This is a genomic window from Embleya sp. NPDC055664, from assembly GCF_053618075.1.
Genome location: NZ_JBSHGZ010000008.1, coordinates 103,863 through 121,978, shown reverse-complemented (window position 1 = coordinate 121,978; position 18,116 = coordinate 103,863). Strand labels below are relative to the sequence as shown.

14 protein-coding genes and 3 tRNA genes are annotated in these 18,116 nt (G+C 68.5%); 2 read left to right on the top strand and 15 right to left on the bottom strand.

Going from position 1 to position 18,116, the window contains the following annotated elements; genetic code table 11:
- Nucleotides 1-28: 28 nt before the first annotated feature.
- From ACWGR4_RS16655 to ACWGR4_RS16615, 9 genes are all read right to left on the bottom strand, one after another.
- Nucleotides 29-3,904 (bottom strand): DNA-directed RNA polymerase subunit beta', encoded by a 3,876-nt coding sequence (locus ACWGR4_RS16655; protein WP_126636172.1) that lies wholly within the window; start codon nt 3,902-3,904, stop codon nt 29-31.
- A 138-nt stretch (nt 3,905-4,042) separates the two neighbouring features.
- Nucleotides 4,043-7,522, bottom strand: coding sequence for a DNA-directed RNA polymerase subunit beta (gene rpoB, locus ACWGR4_RS16650; protein ID WP_126636173.1), 3,480 nt, complete (start codon nt 7,520-7,522; stop codon nt 4,043-4,045).
- A 683-nt stretch (nt 7,523-8,205) separates the two neighbouring features.
- The gene (gene rplL, locus ACWGR4_RS16645) at nt 8,206-8,589 is read right to left on the bottom strand and encodes a 50S ribosomal protein L7/L12 (RefSeq protein ID WP_380005427.1); all 384 of its coding nucleotides are present in this window, start codon (nt 8,587-8,589) and stop codon (nt 8,206-8,208) included.
- 93 nt (nt 8,590-8,682) lie between these two features.
- Nucleotides 8,683-9,246, bottom strand: coding sequence for a 50S ribosomal protein L10 (gene rplJ / locus ACWGR4_RS16640; protein WP_380005429.1), 564 nt, complete (start codon nt 9,244-9,246; stop codon nt 8,683-8,685).
- A 446-nt stretch (nt 9,247-9,692) separates the two neighbouring features.
- Nucleotides 9,693-10,409 (bottom strand): 50S ribosomal protein L1, encoded by a 717-nt coding sequence (rplA, locus tag ACWGR4_RS16635; protein WP_126636177.1) that lies wholly within the window; start codon nt 10,407-10,409, stop codon nt 9,693-9,695.
- 133 nt (nt 10,410-10,542) lie between these two features.
- Nucleotides 10,543-10,977 carry a 50S ribosomal protein L11 gene (rplK, locus tag ACWGR4_RS16630; RefSeq protein ID WP_078975739.1) on the bottom strand — a complete coding sequence of 145 codons (435 nt, stop codon included), beginning with the start codon at nt 10,975-10,977 and terminating at the stop codon, nt 10,543-10,545.
- 172 nt (nt 10,978-11,149) lie between these two features.
- Nucleotides 11,150-12,025: a transcription termination/antitermination protein NusG gene (gene nusG / locus ACWGR4_RS16625; RefSeq protein ID WP_452132412.1), complete on the bottom strand. Its 876-nt coding sequence runs from the start codon at nt 12,023-12,025 to the stop codon at nt 11,150-11,152.
- A 64-nt stretch (nt 12,026-12,089) separates the two neighbouring features.
- Nucleotides 12,090-12,416 carry a preprotein translocase subunit SecE gene (secE, locus tag ACWGR4_RS16620; protein ID WP_078979280.1) on the bottom strand — a complete coding sequence of 109 codons (327 nt, stop codon included), beginning with the start codon at nt 12,414-12,416 and terminating at the stop codon, nt 12,090-12,092.
- A 119-nt stretch (nt 12,417-12,535) separates the two neighbouring features.
- Nucleotides 12,536-12,608: transfer RNA gene (locus ACWGR4_RS16615), tRNA-Trp, on the bottom strand.
- A 207-nt stretch (nt 12,609-12,815) separates the two neighbouring features.
- Between ACWGR4_RS16615 and ACWGR4_RS16610 the strand changes: the two genes are divergently transcribed.
- Both ACWGR4_RS16610 and ACWGR4_RS16605 read left to right on the top strand, forming a co-directional pair.
- A complete protein-coding gene (locus ACWGR4_RS16610; protein ID WP_452132411.1) occupies nt 12,816-14,072 on the top strand; it encodes a pyridoxal phosphate-dependent aminotransferase in 1,257 nt (418 codons plus the stop codon).
- Nucleotides 14,073-14,191: 119 nt separating this feature from the next.
- Complete coding sequence (locus tag ACWGR4_RS16605; RefSeq protein WP_452132410.1) at nt 14,192-15,265, top strand: adenosine deaminase; 1,074 nt, start codon at nt 14,192-14,194, stop codon at nt 15,263-15,265.
- 155 nt (nt 15,266-15,420) lie between these two features.
- Here the strand turns inward: ACWGR4_RS16605 and ACWGR4_RS16600 are convergent, their stop codons facing one another.
- From ACWGR4_RS16600 to ACWGR4_RS16575, 6 genes are all read right to left on the bottom strand, one after another.
- Complete coding sequence (locus ACWGR4_RS16600) at nt 15,421-16,473, bottom strand: UDP-N-acetylmuramate dehydrogenase (RefSeq protein ID WP_452132409.1); 1,053 nt, start codon at nt 16,471-16,473, stop codon at nt 15,421-15,423.
- A gap of 173 nt (nt 16,474-16,646) precedes the next feature.
- Nucleotides 16,647-17,075 (bottom strand): MaoC family dehydratase, encoded by a 429-nt coding sequence (locus ACWGR4_RS16595; protein WP_380005438.1) that lies wholly within the window; start codon nt 17,073-17,075, stop codon nt 16,647-16,649.
- 2 nt (nt 17,076-17,077) lie between these two features.
- Nucleotides 17,078-17,536, bottom strand: coding sequence for an FAS1-like dehydratase domain-containing protein (locus ACWGR4_RS16590; RefSeq protein WP_380005440.1), 459 nt, complete (start codon nt 17,534-17,536; stop codon nt 17,078-17,080).
- Nucleotides 17,537-17,663: 127 nt separating this feature from the next.
- Nucleotides 17,664-17,828 carry a 50S ribosomal protein L33 gene (rpmG, locus tag ACWGR4_RS16585; RefSeq protein ID WP_004571794.1) on the bottom strand — a complete coding sequence of 55 codons (165 nt, stop codon included), beginning with the start codon at nt 17,826-17,828 and terminating at the stop codon, nt 17,664-17,666.
- A 76-nt stretch (nt 17,829-17,904) separates the two neighbouring features.
- A tRNA-Met gene (locus tag ACWGR4_RS16580) sits at nt 17,905-17,980 on the bottom strand.
- A 45-nt stretch (nt 17,981-18,025) separates the two neighbouring features.
- Nucleotides 18,026-18,098: transfer RNA gene (locus tag ACWGR4_RS16575), tRNA-Thr, on the bottom strand.
- Nucleotides 18,099-18,116 lie beyond the last annotated feature (18 nt).

The following is an 18,116-nucleotide window of genomic DNA, read 5'->3' as shown; positions in this document are numbered from 1 at the left end:
TGGCGGCCCTGTCCGGTACCGGGACGGATCAGCCCTGGTAGCCGCCGAAGTCGTACTCCTCCAGCGGGACGGCCTGGCCGGAGCCGGAACCGAACGCGGAGTAGTCGGCCTCGTCGTACCCGGACATCGAGTACATGGCGGCCTTGGCCTCCTCGGTCGGCTCGACCCGGATGTTGCGGTAGCGGGGCATGCCCGTACCGGCCGGGATGAGCTTGCCCAGGATCACGTTCTCCTTCAGGCCAAGGAGCGGGTCCGACTTGGCGTGGATCGCCGCGTCGGTGAGCACCCGGGTGGTCTCCTGGAAGGAGGCCGCCGACAGCCACGATTCGGTGGCCAGCGACGCCTTGGTGATGCCCATGAGCTGCGGACGGCCCGAGGCCGGGTGCCCGCTCTCCGACATGACCCGACGGTTCTCCGTCTCGAAGCGACCGCGCTCGACCAGCTCGCCCGGAAGCAGCTCGGCGTCGCCCGACTCGATGATCGTCACGCGGCGGAGCATCTGCCGAATGATGATCTCGATGTGCTTGTCGTGGATCGACACACCCTGCGAGCGGTAGACCTGCTGGACCTCCGCCACGAGGTGGATCTGCACCGCGCGCTGACCGAGGATGCGCAGCACGTCGTGCGGGTTGACCGCGCCGACGAGCATCTTCTGGCCGACGTCGACGTGGTCGCCCTCCTCGACCAGCAGGCGCGAGCGCTTGCTGACCGCGTACGCCAGTTCCTCGGAACCGTCGTCCGGCACCACGACGACCTTGCGGGTCTTCTCGGTGTCCTCGATGCGGACCCGACCGGCCGCCTCGCTGATCGGGGCGACACCCTTGGGGGTGCGCGCCTCGAACAGCTCGACGACACGGGGCAGACCCTGGGTGATGTCGTCACCGGCCACACCACCGGTGTGGAAGGTACGCATCGTCAGCTGGGTGCCGGGCTCACCGATCGACTGGGCGGCGATGATGCCGACCGCCTCGCCGATGTCCACCAGCTTGCCGGTGGCCAGCGAACGGCCGTAGCACATCGCGCAGGTGCCGACCTTGGACTCGCAGGTCAGCACCGACCGCGTCTTCACCGACTCGACGCCTTCGGCGACGAGGTGGTTGATGATCACGTCGCCGAGGTCGGCGTTGGCCGGGGCCAGCACCTTGCCGTCGACGACGACGTCCTCGGCCAGGTTGCGGGCGTAGACGCTGGTCTCGACGTCGTCGTCCTTGCGGAGCACGCCGTCGGCACCACGCGTGGCGATCGACAACACCAGACCGCGGTCGGTGCCGCAGTCCTCCTCGCGCACGATGACGTCCTGCGAGACGTCCACCAGACGACGGGTCAGGTAACCCGAGTCGGCGGTACGCAGCGCGGTGTCGGCCAGACCCTTACGGGCACCGTGCGTCGAGATGAAGTACTCGAGCACGGACAGGCCCTCGCGGAAGGACGCCTTGATGGGACGGGGGATCGTCTCGTTCTTGGCGTTCGACACCAGACCGCGCATACCCGCGATCTGCCGCATCTGCATCATGTTTCCGCGAGCACCCGAGTCGACCATCATGAAGATGGGGTTCGTCTTGGGGAAGTTCAGGTTCATCGCCTCGGCGACCTCGTTGGTCGCCTTGGTCCAGATCTGAATCTGCTCCTGCTGACGCTCGTCCTTGGTGATCAGGCCGCGCTCGTACTGCTTCTGGACCTTCTCGGCCTGGGCCTCGAAGCGCTCCAGGATCTCCTTCTTCGCCGGCGGGACGACGACGTCGGAGATCGAGACGGTGACACCGGAACGGGTGGCCCAGTGGAAGCCGGCCTCCTTCAGGTTGTCGAGCGTCGCCGCCACGACCACCTTCGGGTACCGCTCCGCCAGGTCGTTCACGATGACCGACAGCGTCTTCTTGCCGATCTCCTCGTCGACGAACGGGTAGTCCGCCGGCAGGAGCTCGTTGAACAACGCGCGACCGAGCGAGGTGCGCACGCGCAGCGGCGAACCGGGCTCCCAGCCCTCGGGCGCGACCCAGCCGCGCGACGGGACGGTGCCCGCCGGCAGCCGCAGCTCGATCTTCGCCTGCAGGTCGAGCTCACGGGCGTCGAACGCCATGATCGCCTCGGCCGTGGACGCGAAGACGCGCCCGTCACCCTTGGTGTTCTCCCGCTCGGAGGTCAGGAAGAACAGCCCGAGCACCATGTCCTGGGTCGGCATGGTGACGGGGCGACCGTCGGCCGGCTTCAGGATGTTGTTGCTGGACAACATCAGGATGCGGGCCTCGGCCTGCGCCTCCGCGGACAGCGGCAGGTGCACGGCCATCTGGTCACCGTCGAAGTCCGCGTTGAACGCGGTGCACACGAGCGGGTGAATCTGGATGGCCTTGCCCTCGACGAGCTGCGGCTCGAACGCCTGGATGCCCAGACGGTGCAGCGTCGGCGCGCGGTTGAGCAGCACCGGGTGCTCGGCGATGACCTCTTCGAGCACGTCCCACACCACCGGGCGGGCACGCTCGACCATGCGCTTGGCCGACTTGATGTTCTGCGCGTGGTTGAGGTCCACCAGGCGCTTCATCACGAACGGCTTGAACAGCTCGAGCGCCATGGCCTTCGGCAGACCGCACTGGTGCAGCTTGAGCTGCGGGCCGACGACGATGACCGAACGCGCGGAGTAGTCCACGCGCTTGCCGAGCAGGTTCTGCCGGAAACGACCCTGCTTGCCCTTGAGCATGTCGGACAGGGACTTCAGCGGCCGGTTGCCCGGACCCGTCACCGGACGACCGCGGCGGCCGTTGTCGAACAGCGCGTCGACGGCCTCCTGGAGCATGCGCTTCTCGTTGTTCACGATGATCTCGGGGGCACCGAGGTCGAGCAGGCGCTTCAGGCGGTTGTTGCGGTTGATCACGCGGCGGTACAGGTCGTTCAGGTCGGAGGTCGCGAAGCGGCCACCGTCCAGCTGCACCATCGGACGCAGGTCCGGCGGGATCACCGGGACGCAGTCCAGGACCATGCCGTTGGGGCTGTTCCGGGTCTGCTGGAACGCGGAGACGACCTTGAGGCGCTTGAGCGCGCGGGTCTTCTTCTGGCCCTTGCCGGTGCGGATGATCTCGCGCAGCTTCTCGGCCTCGGCGTCGAGGTCGAACGACTCCAGCCGACGCTGGAGCGCCTGCGCGCCCATGCCGCCCATGAAGTAGGTGCCGAAGCGGTCCCGCATCTCGCGGAACAGGATCTCGTCGCCTTCGAGGTCCTGGACCTTGAGGTTCTTGAACCGGGTCCACACGTCGTCGAGCCGGTCCAGCTCGCGCTGGTTGCGGTCGCGCAGCTGCTTCATCTCGCGCTCGGCGCCTTCGCGCACCTTGCGGCGCACGTCGGACTTGGCGCCCTCGGCCTCCAGCTCGGCGAGGTCGGCTTCGAGCTTCTTCTGCCGCTCCTCGACGCTGGCGTCACGGCGCTGCTCGATCTGCTGACGCTCGACCGAGATCTTGGCGTCGAGGGACGGCAGGTCGCGCTGGCGACGCTCGTCGTCGACGTACGTGATCATGTACGCCGCGAAGTAGATGACCTTTTCCAGGTCCTTCGGGGCGAGGTCGAGCAGGTAGCCGAGGCGGCTGGGCACACCCTTGAAGTACCAGATGTGCGTGACCGGCGCGGCGAGCTCGATGTGGCCCATGCGCTCACGACGCACCTTGGCGCGAGTGACCTCGACGCCGCAGCGCTCACAGATGATGCCCTTGAAGCGGACACGCTTGTACTTGCCGCAGTAGCACTCCCAGTCCCGGGTCGGACCGAAGATCTTCTCGCAGAAGAGCCCGTCCTTTTCCGGCTTCAGGGTGCGGTAGTTGATGGTCTCGGGCTTCTTGACCTCGCCGTGCGACCACTGGCGGATGTCGTCTGCGGTAGCGAGGCCGATACGCAGCTCGTCGAAGAAGTTGACGTCGAGCACTGTTTCGTCAATCCCTCTTTCGGGGTTTGGTCCCGGCGGTCACGGCGGGGGCTGTGCCGTGTCCACCAGTGTGTGTCTTCATCAGGACTGGGGTCGAAATCCCGGGTCCGGCCTCGCGGCCGGACCCGGGAGGGAGCCTCAGACCTCTTCGACGCTGCTCGGCTCGCGCCGCGACAGGTCGATTCCAAGCTCCTCCGCAGCGCGGAAGACGTCCTCGTCGGTGTCGCGCATCTCGATCGACATACCGTCGCTGGAGAGGACCTCCACGTTGAGGCAGAGCGACTGCATCTCCTTGATGAGCACCTTGAAGGACTCGGGGATGCCCGGCTCCGGGATGTTCTCGCCCTTGACGATCGCCTCGTACACCTTCACGCGGCCGAGGACGTCGTCGGACTTGATGGTCAGCAGTTCCTGGAGGGCGTAGGCGGCACCGTATGCCTCGAGCGCCCACACCTCCATCTCACCGAAGCGCTGGCCACCGAACTGGGCCTTACCACCCAGCGGCTGCTGGGTGATCATCGAGTAGGGACCGGTCGACCGGGCGTGCAGCTTGTCGTCGACCAGGTGGTGCAGCTTGAGGATGTACATGTAACCGACCGAGACCGGGTGCGGGAACGGCTCGCCGGAGCGGCCGTCGTACATCTTCGCCTTGCCGGTGCCGTCGATCAGCCGGACACCGTCACGGGTCTTGTTGGTCGAGTCGAGGAGACCGGTGATCTCCTCCTCGCGCGCGCCGTCGAAGACCGGGGTGGCGACGTTGGTGCCGGGGGCACCCTGGTCGGCCGCGATCGCCCGGAGGCGACCCTTCCAGTCCTCGTCGTCGCCCTCGACGCTCCAGCCGGTCTTGGCGATCCAGCCGAGGTGCGTCTCCAGGACCTGTCCCGGGTTCATCCGGGACGGGACACCGAGCGGGTTGAGGATGATGTCGACCGGGGTGCCGTCCTCCAGGAACGGCATGTCCTCGACCGGCAGGATCTTCGAGATGACGCCCTTGTTGCCGTGCCGGCCGGCGAGCTTGTCACCGTCGGTGATCTTGCGCTTCTGCGCGACGTAGACGCGGACCAGCTGGTTCACGCCCGGCGGCAGCTCGTCGCCGGCCTCGCGGTCGAACACGCGCACACCGATGACCTTGCCGGACTCGCCGTGCGGGACCTTGAGCGAGGTGTCGCGCACCTCGCGCGCCTTCTCGCCGAAGATCGCGCGGAGCAGGCGCTCCTCCGGGGTCAGCTCGGTCTCGCCCTTGGGCGTGACCTTGCCGACCAGGATGTCGCCCGGGACGACGTCGGCGCCGATCCGGATGATGCCGCGCTCGTCCAGGTCGGCGAGGACCTCTTCGGAGACGTTCGGGATGTCCCGGGTGATCTCCTCCGGGCCGAGCTTGGTGTCACGGGCGTCGACCTCGTGCTCCTCGATGTGGATCGAGGAGAGGACGTCGTCCTGCACCAGACGCTGCGACAGGATGATCGCGTCTTCGTAGTTGTGGCCCTCCCACGGCATGAACGCCACGAGGAGGTTCTTGCCGAGGGCCATCTCGCCCTCTTCGGTGCACGGACCGTCGGCCAGCACCTGGCCGGCCTCGACCCGCGCGCCCTCGTCGACGACGACCTTCTGGTTGAAGGACGTGCCCTGGTTGGAGCGCATGAACTTCTGCACGCGGTACGTGGTGTACGTCGCGTCGTCGTTCATCACGGTGATGTAGTCGGCCGAGACGTCCTGCACCACGCCGGGCTTCTCGGCGGTGATCACGTCGGCGGCGTCGACCGCGGCGCGGTACTCCATGCCGGTGCCCACCAGCGGCGACTCCGCCTTCAGCAGCGGCACCGCCTGGCGCATCATGTTCGAGCCCATCAGCGCGCGGTTCGCGTCGTCGTGCTCGAGGAACGGGATCATCGCGGTCGCGACCGACACCATCTGGCGCGGCGAGACGTCCATGTAGTCGACTTCGTCGCCGGGGATGTAGTCGATCTCGCCGCCGCGGCGACGCACGAGCACACGGGCCTCGGCGAACGAGTCGTCCTCGTTCAGCGGGGCGTTGGCCTGCGCGATGACGAAGCGGTCCTCTTCGTCGGCCGTCAGGTAGTCGATGCCGTCGGTGACCCGGCCCTCGACGACCTTGCGGTACGGCGTCTCGACGAAGCCGAATGCGTTGACCCGGCCGTAGGAGGCGAGCGAGCCGATCAGGCCGATGTTCGGGCCTTCGGGGGTCTCGATCGGGCACATGCGGCCGTAGTGCGAGGGGTGCACGTCGCGGACCTCGAAGCCGGCCCGCTCACGCGAGAGGCCACCGGGGCCGAGCGCGGACAGACGACGCTTGTGGGTCAGGCCCGACAGCGGGTTCGTCTGGTCCATGAACTGCGACAGCTGGCTGGTGCCGAAGAACTCCTTGATGGAGGCGACGACCGGCCGGATGTTGATCAGCGTCTGCGGCGTGATCGCCTCGACGTCCTGGGTGGTCATGCGCTCGCGGACGACGCGCTCCATCCGGGCCAGGCCGGTACGGACCTGGTTCTGGATGAGCTCGCCGACGTTGCGCAGGCGACGGTTGCCGAAGTGGTCGATGTCGTCGACCTCGACCACGATCTCCTGGCCCGACGCGCCTTCCATGGCCTCTTCGCCGGCGTGCAGCTTGACCAGGTACTTGATGGTCGCGATGACGTCTTCGACGGTCATGACGCCGGCGTCCAGCGCCTGCTCGACCCCGAGCTTCTTGTTCACCTTGTAGCGGCCGACCTTGGCGAGGTCGTAGCGCTTCGGGTTGAAGTAGAGGTTCTCGAGCAGGGTCTGCGCGGCCTCGCGGGTCGGCGGCTCCCCCGGACGCAGCTTGCGGTAGATGTCGAGCAGCGCGTCGTCCTGGCCCTGGGTGTGGTCCTTCTCCAGGGTCTGGCGCATCGACTCGTACTGGCCGAACTCCTCCAGGATCTGGGAGTCGGTCCAGCCGAGCGCCTTGAGCAGCACGGTGACGCTCTGCTTGCGCTTGCGGTCGATGCGGACACCGACGGTGTCGCGCTTGTCGATCTCCAGCTCCAACCAGGCACCACGCGAGGGGATGACCTTCGCGCTGAAGATGTCCTTGTCGGACGTCTTGTCGACCTGGCTGTCGAAGTAGACACCCGGCGAGCGGACCAGCTGGGACACCACGACACGCTCGGTGCCGTTGATGATGAAGGTGCCCTTGTTGGTCATGAGCGGGAAGTCGCCCATGAAGACCGTCTGGCTCTTGATCTCGCCGGTCTCGTTGTTGGTGAACTCGGCCGTGACGAACAGCGGCGCCGAGTAGGTGAAGTCGCGCTCCTTGCACTCCTCGATGGAGTTCTTCGGAGGCTCGAACCGGTGGTCCCGGAACGTCAGGGACATCGAACCGGAGAAGTCCTCGATCGGCGAGATCTCTTCGAAGATCTCTTCGAGTCCGGACTTGGTGGGCACATCCTGTCCGCCCGCGAGGGCGGCCTCGACCCGTGCCTTCCACGCACTGTTGCCGAGCAGCCAGTCGAAGCTCTCGGTCTGCAACGCGAGAAGGTTCGGAACCTCCAGGGGTTCCCTGATCTTGGCGAAGGAGATGCGGAGCGGGGCAGTGGCGGCGCCGGGGTTGGTAGCGGAGGCGGTGCGCGAGGCGGCCAAGAGGGGTCCTTCCGAGGGCTCGGACTCACTATGCGCATACTGGACGGCCCGGGTTCATACACCGGGGTAAGTCAATAGGCAGCGCAAAGGGTCAGTGTAGCCACAAGGCACACCGCTGTCCAGCCCCTATGAAGGGCCGGTCCACCACCCGGATTCGCGAACCATCCGGCAACCGTGCTTCAGGGGTGCGTCCGAAGAATTGCGCGCCCCGATCCGTTCGTCAAGGGGTTGCTTTCCCCCTGACAGCCGACGGAACCCTTCCGAGCGCCGAGAAAACCGGACCTCCGTCCCGAACTCGCGGCCTGCGGCGAGAGTCTCGTCACAGTGGCCGACCGAGTCGTCGAGAAGCCTCGGTAGGCCGGAAAAACACGGTAGACCGCCGGTCCGACAACGCCCGGACGGCGCGCTTCGAACCGGCCGCGCGCGCCGTGGCGCACGCCCTCGGCGAGGACACGACGACGCTGGTGCGCGGGGGTTCGGCAGCTGCTCAGGGTGTTGGGAGTATCACCCTTTCGGGCGAGGCCGATCGGGGCGGATCGGGCGCCGCGCGACCCCTTCCGATGACCCGTCGACGTCGGCGGACCGGGTGCGGGCGAGCCCGAAACCGGCCCCGAAAAGCCCGAAGGCGACCGCCCTGACGGACGATCGCCTTCGGTGATGCCGCCCGGGTGGGCGGCGTCGAATTACTTGACCTCGACCGAGGCGCCGGCGCCTTCGAGGGCGGCCTTCGCCTTCTCGGCGGCCTCCTTCGAGACCTTCTCCAGGAGCGCCTTGGGGGCGGAGTCCACGAGGTCCTTGGCCTCCTTCAGGCCGAGGCTCGTGAGCGCGCGCACCTCCTTGATGACCTGGATCTTCTTGTCGCCGGCACCCGTGAGGATGACGTCGAACTCGTCCTGCTCCTCGACGGCCTCGGCAGCGGCGCCGCCGCCGGCGGGGCCGGCGATGACGGCGGCCGGGGCGGCGGCCTTGACGTCGAAGGTGTCCTCGAACAGCTTCACGAAGTCCGCGAGCTGGATGAGGGGCATGGCCTTGAACTCTTCGATGAGCTCTTCGTGCGTGAGCGCCATGGTCGGCGTTCCTTCCTGATCAATTCGGCGGGTGCCGGGTGGTGTGGATGGGCGGGGGCGCTGCCCCCGGCGACGTCGGTCGCGACTGCCGAGCTACTCGGCGGTCTCGGCCTCCGCGGCGGGAGCCGGCTCGCCGGCACCGCCCTGCTCGACCTTGGCCCGGAGCGCGTCCGCGGTGCGGGCGAACTGCGAGAGCGGAGCCTGGAAGGTCGCCGCGGCCTTGGCCATGGAACCCTTCATGGCACCCGCCAGCTTGGCGAGCAGCACCTCGCGGGACTCGAGGTCCGCGAGCTTCTTGATCTCGTCGGCGCTGAGCGCCTTGCCCTCAAGGACGCCGCCCTTGATGACGAGAAGGGGGTTCGCCTTGGCGAAGTCACGCAGGCTCTTCGCGGCCTCCACGGGGTCACCCGTGACGAACGCGATCGCGGACGGGCCCTCGAGGAGGTCGTCCAGCTGATCGATGCCCGCCTCGTTGGCGGCGATCTTGGTCAGCGTGTTCTTCACCACGGCGTACTGCGCGTTCTCACCGAGCGAACGACGCAGCTCCTTGAGCTGCGCGACGGTGAGCCCGCGGTACTCGGTCAGCACTGCGGCGTTCGAGTCACGGAACTGGTCCGTGAGCTCGGCGACCGCGGCCGCCTTGTCGGGCCTCGCCATAGGGCTGGCCTCCTTCCGCGATGCGATTGCCGGTCGACCGTGGCGGTCGACCTGTGCCGGATGAATTCGCCGGTCCGCGGGGCGGAAGGGGTCCACACACGAAAAACGCCCCGGCGCAGGCGCACGGGGCGTACATCCTCGATCCACACGGCATCCGTATGTATCGGGGGTAACGTCTCACGTTCACACCTGCGCAGGCCGTCCGCGATGCGGAACCTTCGTTTGTCGACCCGCCTTGCGGCACGACGACAACGACCGACGGTCTTTGGCTTGAGGCAAAGGTACGCGACGGCACTCGTTCGGAGCAAATCGCTTCCGTCGGGCGGGCGGGGCGGGCTTCGCCGGCGCCCGGCGGCGCTTGGCAGAGCTTGGCGGCGCCGGGGCCGGACGTGCCGAGGCCCGGCACACCGTGTGGGGTGCCGGGCCTCGTTCGCGTGCGGGGCGGATCAGACCGCCTCTTCCTCCACCAGGAGGTTGCGGGTGCGGTTGGGGTCGACCTGGATGCCGGGGCCCATCGTGGTCGAGACGCCGACCTTCTTGATGTAGCGACCCTTGGCGGCCGACGGCTTCGCGCGGAGCACCTCTTCGAGGGCGGCGGCGTAGTTCTCGACGAGCTGGGCGTCGTCGAACGTCGTCTTGCCGATGATGAAGTGCAGGTTCGAGTGCTTGTCGACGCGGAACTCGATCTTGCCGCCCTTGATCTCGTTCACGGCCTTCGCCACGTCGGGCGTGACCGTGCCGGTCTTCGGGTTGGGCATCAGACCACGCGGGCCGAGCACGCGGCCCAGGCGGCCGACCTTGCCCATGAGGTCCGGGGTGGCGACGACGGCGTCGAAGTCGAGCCGACCCTTGGCGACCTCGTCGATGAGTTCGTCGGAGCCGACGATGTCGGCGCCGGCGGCCTTGGCAGCCTCGGCACGGTCACCGGTCGCGAAGACCAGGACCCGGGCGGTCTTGCCGGTGCCGTGCGGGAGGATGACCGTGCTGCGGACCATCTGGTCGGCCTTGCGCGGGTCGACGCCCAGGCGCATGGCCACCTCGACGGTGCCGGCGAACTTGGTGGGCGAGGTCTCCTTGGCCAGGCGAACGGCCTCGAGCGGCGAGTAGAGACGCTCGTGGTCGACCTTGGTGTCGGCCTCGCGGTAGGACTTGCTGCGCTTCACTGAAAGCTCCTGGAATTCTGAAAGGAGTTGTGGTGGGAGCGGGTCGCGCGGACCCTTCCACTCCGCGAGTCGGTGGGCGTACGCACACCTTCTCGCGCTGTTTCGGTACTGCCGGAGTGCTGCGGGGGCTGGATCAGCCCTCGACCGTGATGCCCATCGAACGCGCGGTGCCGGAGATGATCTTCTCGGCGGCGTCGAGGTCGTTGGCGTTCAGGTCGGCCATCTTGGTCTGCGCGATGCCGCGGACCTGCTCGCGAGAGATCTTCGCGACCTTGGTCTTGTGCGGCTCGCCCGAGCCCTTCTCGACACCGGCGGCCTTGAGGATCAGGCGCGCGGCCGGCGGCGTCTTCGTCACGAAGGTGAAGGAGCGGTCTTCGTAGACCGAGATCTCCACCGGGACGATGTCGCCACGCTGCGACTCGGTCGCCGCGTTGTAGGCCTTGCAGAACTCCATGATGTTGACGCCGTGCTGACCCAGCGCGGGGCCGACCGGCGGGGCCGGCGTGGCTGCGCCGGCCTTGATCTGCAGCTTGATGATCGCTGACAGCTTCTTCTTCTTGGGAGGCATTTTTTCCGGGTCCTTCGACGAGATGTACGTCCCGATCACCACGCGGAGCGCGGACGTGTTCGGGCCCGCCACGCGGTGCGGCGCCCACTCAACGATAACCACCGTTGTGAGGGCGCCTTGTCCACCACCCGGATGCGGCCCCGGCGAACCGGGGCCCCACCAGGGGGAAGTATCAGTTCTTCTGGATCTGGTTGAACGAGAGCTCGACCGGCGTCTCGCGCCCGAAGATCTCCACCAGGCCCTTGACCTTCTGCGAGTCGGCGTTGATCTCGTTGATCGTCGCCTGGAGCGTCGCGAAGGGGCCGTCGATAACGGTGACCGAGTCGCCGACCTCGAAGTCGAGCACCTTGACCTCGGTGGTGCTCTTGGCGCCGCTGCCGCCGCCGGTCGCCTTCTCCTCCTCGGGGGCGAGGATCTTGACGACCTCGTCGAGGGTGAGCGGGAAGGGCTCGTGCGCGTTGCCGACGAAGCCGGTGACACCGGGGGTGTTGCGCACGGCGCCCCACGACTCGTTGGTCAGGTCCATCCGGACCAGCACGTAGCCGGGGAACTTGTTGCGCTTGACGGTCTTGCGCTGACCGTTCTTGATCTCGACGACCTCTTCCTGCGGCACCTCGACCTGGAAGATGTAGTCCTCCATGTTGAGCGAGGTGGTGCGGGACTCGAGGTTGGCCTTCACCCGGTTCTCGTAGCCGGCGTACGAGTGGATGACGTACCACTCGCCCGGGGCGCGACGGAGGACTTCCTTGAAGTCCTCGACGGGGTCGCCCTCGGGGACGTCCTCGGCTGCCTCGGCGTCGTCGTCGGACTCGGACGCGTCGGCGAACTCGTCGTCGTCCTCGTCTTCGTCGTCGGCGAACTCGGCTTCCGCGCCCTCGGCGTCTTCCTCGCCGGCCTCGGCGTCTTCCACGTCGTCATCGGTGGAGACGGCCGGGGCCTCGGCCGCGTCCTCGAGGGCGATGTCCTCGAGAGCCGCGGCCTCCGCCTGCTCCGACAGGGTCCCCGTCTCATCGGCGGAGTTGTCGGCGGACAGGTTCGGGTCAGACACGTTGGGTGCTTCTTCCTGGCTGGGGGTCGAACGGTCGTTGCAGGCGCGCTGCGAGGGACGGGGCTCAGCCGAAGACGGCGAGCGCGGCCTTCGCGAAGGCGAGGTCGAGTCCGTAGACGATTCCGATGATCATCAGGCAGAACACGATGACCACGGTCGTGTACGTGCTCAGCTCGTTGCGGGTCGGCCAGACGACCTTGCGCAGCTCGGCAATGATCTGCCGGTAGAAGAGAGCCGCCCGCGCGAACAGGTTTTTCTTCTTCTGCTCCGGCTTGCCCGAGGAGCCCTTCGGGCGATTCGCCCGGCGACCGCCGGGGGGCACGTCGTCGGAGCCGTGGCCATCAGAGCTGCTGTGCTCAGGCGTAGCCGTGGAGCCGTGGGCCTCCGTCAACTCGTCCTCACCTGATCCGGTCCGACCGTGGATCACCGACGGGGTTGTCGGCGCCGACAGTTTGCGCTGACTGCGTGCACGTCACGGTCGATCCGAGGATCGACCGCTCTCGCACATCGCAGGGCACGAGGGACTTGAACCCCCAACCCCCGGTTTTGGAGACCGGTGCTCTGCCAATTGAGCTAGTGCCCTTCGTTTGGTCATCAACCTAGCGGAGTCACCGGCCCGAGAACACAGGATTTCGGGCGCGGCAGCACGCAGGTTGGGACCGCCAAGCGTCGAGTGTACGGGGTCGGGTGCGTCAGGTCGAACCCGTGCCGTGACGGTACCGAAGTTCGGGTGTGCTCGCGGCGCGGAATCGGCGTGCTCTCGGCGGGGGCGAATGCGACGATGGCCGGCATGACGGCTTCCACCCCCAGCTCCCCGTCCGCCGCGTCCGGGTCCGGGTCCGCCGCCGGGCGACGGGTCTCGGTCCGCGTCGGTGCCATCGCCGAGTCGGCGACGCTCGCGGTCGACGCCAAGGCCAAGGCGCTCAAGGCCGCCGGGCGTCCCGTGGTCGGCTTCGGCGCCGGCGAGCCGGACTTCCCGACGCCGGACTACATCGTGGACGCCGCGGTCGCGGCCTGTCGCGAACCGCGCTTCCACCGCTACACCCCGGCCGGCGGGCTGCCGGAGTTGAAGGCCGCGATCGTGGCCAAGACGCTGCGCGACTCGGGTCCGGCCGTGGATCCGGCACAGGTCCTGGTGACCAACGGCGGCAAGCAGGCCATCTACGAAGCCTTCGCGGCGCTGCTCGACCCGGGCGACGAGGTGTTGGTGCCGGCGCCGTACTGGACCACCTACCCCGAGTCGATCAAGCTCGCGGGCGGCGTCCCGGTGGCCGTGGTCGCCGACGAGACCACCGGCTACCTGGTGTCGGTCGAGCAGTTGGAGGCGGCCCGGACCGAGCGCACCAAGGTGCTGGTGTTCGTCTCGCCGTCGAACCCGACCGGCGCGGTGTACTCGCGGGCGCAGACCGAGGTGATCGGGCGCTGGGCGGTCGAGCACGGGTTGTGGGTGCTGACCGACGAGATCTATGAACACCTGGTCTACGACGACGCCGAGTTCGTCTCGATGCCGGTGGTGGTGCCGGAGCTGGCGGACCGCTGCGTGATCGTCAACGGGGTGGCCAAGACCTACGCGATGACGGGCTGGCGGGTCGGGTGGATCATCGGCCCCCGGGACGTGGTGTCGGCCGCCGCGAACCTGCAGTCGCACGCCACCTCCAACGTCTGCAACATCGCCCAGGCCGCCGCGCTGGCCGCGCTGAGCGGGGATCTGTCGGCGGTGGACACGATGCGGACGGCGTTCGACCGGCGCCGGCGCACCATCGTGCGGATGCTGAACGAGATCCCGGGCGTCGAGTGCCCCGAGCCCAAGGGCGCCTTCTACGCCTATCCGTCGGTGAAGGGGGTGCTCGGCCGGGAGATCCGGGGCGCGCGCCCCGCGACGTCGGCCGCGTTGGCGGGGCTGATCCTGGACGAGGTCGAGGTGGCGGTGGTACCGGGCGAGGCCTTCGGAACTCCGGGCTACCTGCGCCTGTCGTACGCGCTCGGCGACGAGGACCTGGTCGAGGGCGTACGCCGGATCGCGGAATTGCTGGCCGAGGCGAAGTAGCCGCACGTCGTCGTTCGTGTCGTCGTTCACGTCGGCGCCGCCGAAGTTTCCGCTCTCCTTCAGAGGGATCATCGGCGGTACCCCTCACGCGTGCGGGGCCGGTGGTCCATGATCTGTGGATGGATCGTCCCGCACGCGATGTCCGCACCCTCCCGAAGGCTCATCTCCACCTGCACTTCACGGGATCCATGCGGTCGGAAACCCTGTTGGAACTGGCGGACCTGCACGGTGTGCGGCTGCCCGACTCGCTGACCTCGGGCCGGCCGCCACGATTGCGGGCGACCGACGAACGCGGCTGGTTCCGCTTCCAGCGGCTGTACGACATCGCGCGCTCGTGCGTGCGCTCCGAGGACGACATGCATCGGCTGGTCCGCGAGGCGGCCGAGGACGATCGGGCCGAGGGGTCCGGGTGGCTGGAGATCCAGGTCGATCCGACCTCGTACGCGCCGCGGCTGGGTGGGCTGACCCCGGCGGTGGAGATCGTGCTGGACGCGGTGGAGGCGGCGCGGAAGGCTACCGGGATCGGGATCGCCGTGGTGATCGCGGCGAATCGGACCAAGCACCAGTTGGAGGCGCGTACGCTCGCGCGGCTCGCGGCGCAGTACACCGATCGTGGCGTGGTCGGGTTCGGGCTGTCCAACGACGAGCGGCGCGGGCGGGCGCCGGCGTTCGAGCGGGCCTTCGAAATCGCCCGGCACGCGGGGCTGTTCGCGAATCCGCACGGTGGCGAGTTGGACGGGCCGCGCAGCATCCGGGACTGCGTGGACGTGTTGGGGGCGCGGCGGCTCGGGCACGGGATCCGGGTGGTGGAGGATCCCGAGTTGATGGCGGTGTTGGCTCGGCGGCGGATCGTATGCGAGGTGTGTCCGGCCTCCAATGTCGCGCTCGGCGTCTACGACAAGGCGGCGGATGTGCCGTTGCGGACGTTGTTCGAGGCGGGAGTGCCGATTGCGCTGGGCGCGGACGACCCGCTGCTGTTCGGATCGCGGTTGGCCGCGCAGTATGAGCTGGCCCGGGACGAACACGAGTTCACCGACGCGGAGTTGGCGGAGTTGGCGCGGCAGTCGATCCTGGGCTCGGTGGCGCCGGCGGAGGTGCAGCGGGCGTTGCTGGACGGGGTGGAGGGGTGGCTGGCGGGGTCCGGTGCGGTGGTGGGGGCGGGGGTTGTGCCCACCCGCCCACCCGTTGCGTGAGGTGAAAGGCTGCGGGATTCGGGCAGGCGGCGAGCGAATCGGGCCCCGCGGCCGAGAGCATCGGGGTCGGGTCGAGCGCCGACGGCCGGGTGTGGGGTGTGGGTGGGCTGTGGGGTTTGGTGGGCGCGCCGGGGGTGGGGGCTCGTGGGGGTGGGTTAGAGCTTGGCGTTGATCAGGACCGGTTCGTTCGTGAGGGTGATGCCGAAGGTTGTTGCCACGCCGTCGCGGACCTCTCGGGCCAGGGTGAGGAGGTCTTCCGTGGTGGCTTTGCCGCGGTTGGTCAGGGCCAAAGTGTGTTTGGTGGAGATCCGGGCTCTGCCCTCGCCGTAGCCCTTGGTGAAGCCTGCCCGTTCGATCAGCCAGGCCGCGGAGGTCTTCACGTGGTCGGCGCCGGACGGGTAGCGGGGCGGGGTGACGTCGGGGCCCAGGTGTCGGGCGACGCGCGCGGTGAGGTCGGCGAAGGCGTCGTGGGTCAGGATCGGGTTGGTGAAGAAGGAGCCCGCGCTCCAGGTGTCGTGGTCGGCGGCGTCCAGGACCATGCCCTTGCCGCGGCGCACTTCGAGTACGGCGGCGCGGGCGGCGGCCGGCGCGACCCGCTCCCCCGGCTCGACGCCGAGCACGCGGGCCAGTTCGGCGTAGCGGATCGGGGCCGAGCGGCCGTCGTCGTCGTGCAGCCGGAAGTGCACCCGCAGCACCACGAAGCGGTCGTCGCCCTTGAACACGCTGTGCCGGTAGGTGAAGCGGCAGTCGGCGGCGGTGAGGGTGCGCGGGCGGCGTTCGGTGCGGTCGTAGACCTCGACGGAGGTGATCGTCTCGGCGACCTCCTGGCCGTACGCCCCGACGTTTTGCACCGGGGTGGCGCCCGCGCTGCCGGGGATGCCCGCGAGGCATTCGATGCCGGACAGGCCCGCGTCGACCGCGGCGGTGACCACGTCGTCCCACGGCACGCCGGCGTCCACGCTCAGCTCGGTGCCGTCGATGCGCAGGCCCGTGGTGGCGATCCGCAGCACGTCGCCGGCGAAGCCGTCGTCGCCGACGACCAGGTTGCTGCCGCCGCCGAGCACGAGCAGCGGGATGCCCTGCTCGTCGGTGGCGCGGACGATCGCCAGGACCGCATCGGTGGTCGTGGCCGTGTGGAGCCGACGGGCCGGTCCGCCGAGGCGGAGGGTGGTCAGGGCGGCGAGGGGCGCGTCGATTTCAGGCTGCACCGTTGGATTCTCGCATCACCCGCCCGGCACCGGGCTCGGGCCGGCCGCGCGGGGGGTCCGGGCACACCCGGCGCCTCGGGCCGAGGCCGGCCGCATCACGGCTGCCGGCACGCTCGGAGTCCGGGGCCGGGGCGGAGCGGGCCGCGGCTCCGGGCGCGCCCCGGCGCCTGGGCTCAGGCCAGTTGCACGATGGCTCTGGGTACGCCCAGGACCTTGGCGCCGGCGGCGGTGACCACGAGGTCCACGCGGGCCCGGCGGTCGTCCAGGAGCACCGCGACCTTGCCGGTGACCTCGATGGTCGCGCCCTCGACGGTGTCCGGGACCACGACCGGCTTGGTGAAGCGCACGCCGAATTCGACCAGCGCGCCCGGGTCGCCGAGCCAGTCGGTGACCACGCGGGCGGCCTCGGCCATGGTGAACATCCCGTGCGCGATCACGTCGGGCAGGCCGACGTCGGTCGCGAATCGGCCGTTCCAGTGGATCGGGTTGAAGTCGCCCGACGCGCCCGCGTAGCGGACCAGGGTCTCCCGGGTGACCGGGAAGCTGCGCGTGGGCAGTTGGGTGCCGACCGCGACGTCGTCGAAGGAGATCTTGGCGGTCATGGTCAGCCCTCCGATTCGTCGGCGGCGCGGGCCACCAGGCTCGACAGCGCGGTGACGATGTGCTCGCCCTCCACGGTCCTGACTTCGGCGCGGGTGGTGAGGACGTCGTTGCCCGCGAGGGACTTGATGTCGTCCACGGTGGTCACCACGGTCAGTCGGTCACCGGCGCGCACCGGTCGGGTGTACGTGAACTTCTGGTCGCGGTGCACCACACGCGAGTAGTCCAGGCCCAGTTCGGGGTCGTACACGACCTGGTCCGCGGCGCGCATCGTGACCACGATCGCGAAGGTCGGCGGCGCGATCACGTCGGGGTGGCCGAGCGCCTTGGCCGCCTCGGGGTCGTTGTACGCGGGATCGGGGTCACCGATCGCGGCGGCGAACTCGCGGATCTTCTCCCGACCCACCTCGTACGGCTCGGTGGGCGGGTAGGTCCGCCCGATGAACTTCGCGTCCAGCGGCATAAAAGCGGTTCTCCCTGGTGGAGGCGGCGGTGGCCGGCGAGCCGGCGGGGCAACGCTGCGGAGAATACGACAACGAGGCCACCCCCCTCGTGGGGAGTGGCCTCGTCGGTGTCGGAGTGCGAAACGCCTAGCGGGTTTCGCGGTGCGCGGTGTGCGCGTTGCAGCGGGGGCAGTGCTTCTTCATCTCAAGACGGTCCGGGTCGTTGCGCCGGTTCTTCTTGGTGATGTAGTTCCGCTCCTTGCACTCCACGCAGGCCAGCGTGATCTTCGGGCGGACGTCGGTGGCAGCCACTGGAGTGCCTTCCTTGCGGTCAGGGGTGAATACAGCAAAAGCAGCCGATGCGGAGTCTCCCCCGAATCGGCTCGCTTGGTAGCGGCGACCGGACTTGAACCGGTGACACAGCGATTATGAGCCGCTTGCTCTACCGTCTGAGCTACGCCGCCTCGACGAGGCCCCCACCTGTTGCCAGGTGGGGATCCCATCGTCTGAGCCCCAATACGGAATCGAACCGTAGACCTTCTCCTTACCATGGAGACGCTCTACCGACTGAGCTATTGGGGCGAGCAGGAAAACCATACA

Bases quoted from the DNA above. Each gene is read 5' to 3' on its own strand.
- rplJ (WP_380005429.1), bottom strand. From the start codon at position 9,246: ATGGCGAGGCCCGACAAGGCGGCCGCGGTCGCCGAGCTCACGGACCAG.
- ACWGR4_RS16595 (WP_380005438.1), bottom strand. From the start codon at position 17,075: ATGACCGCCAAGATCTCCTTCGACGACGTCGCGGTCGGCACCCAACTG.
- ACWGR4_RS16605 (WP_452132410.1), top strand. From the start codon at position 14,192: ATGGATCGTCCCGCACGCGATGTCCGCACCCTCCCGAAGGCTCATCTC.
- rplL (WP_380005427.1), bottom strand. From the start codon at position 8,589: ATGGCGCTCACGCACGAAGAGCTCATCGAAGAGTTCAAGGCCATGCCC.
- ACWGR4_RS16590 (WP_380005440.1), bottom strand. From the start codon at position 17,536: ATGCCGCTGGACGCGAAGTTCATCGGGCGGACCTACCCGCCCACCGAG.
- rplK (WP_078975739.1), bottom strand. From the start codon at position 10,977: ATGCCTCCCAAGAAGAAGAAGCTGTCAGCGATCATCAAGCTGCAGATC.
- ACWGR4_RS16610 (WP_452132411.1), top strand. From the start codon at position 12,816: ATGACGGCTTCCACCCCCAGCTCCCCGTCCGCCGCGTCCGGGTCCGGG.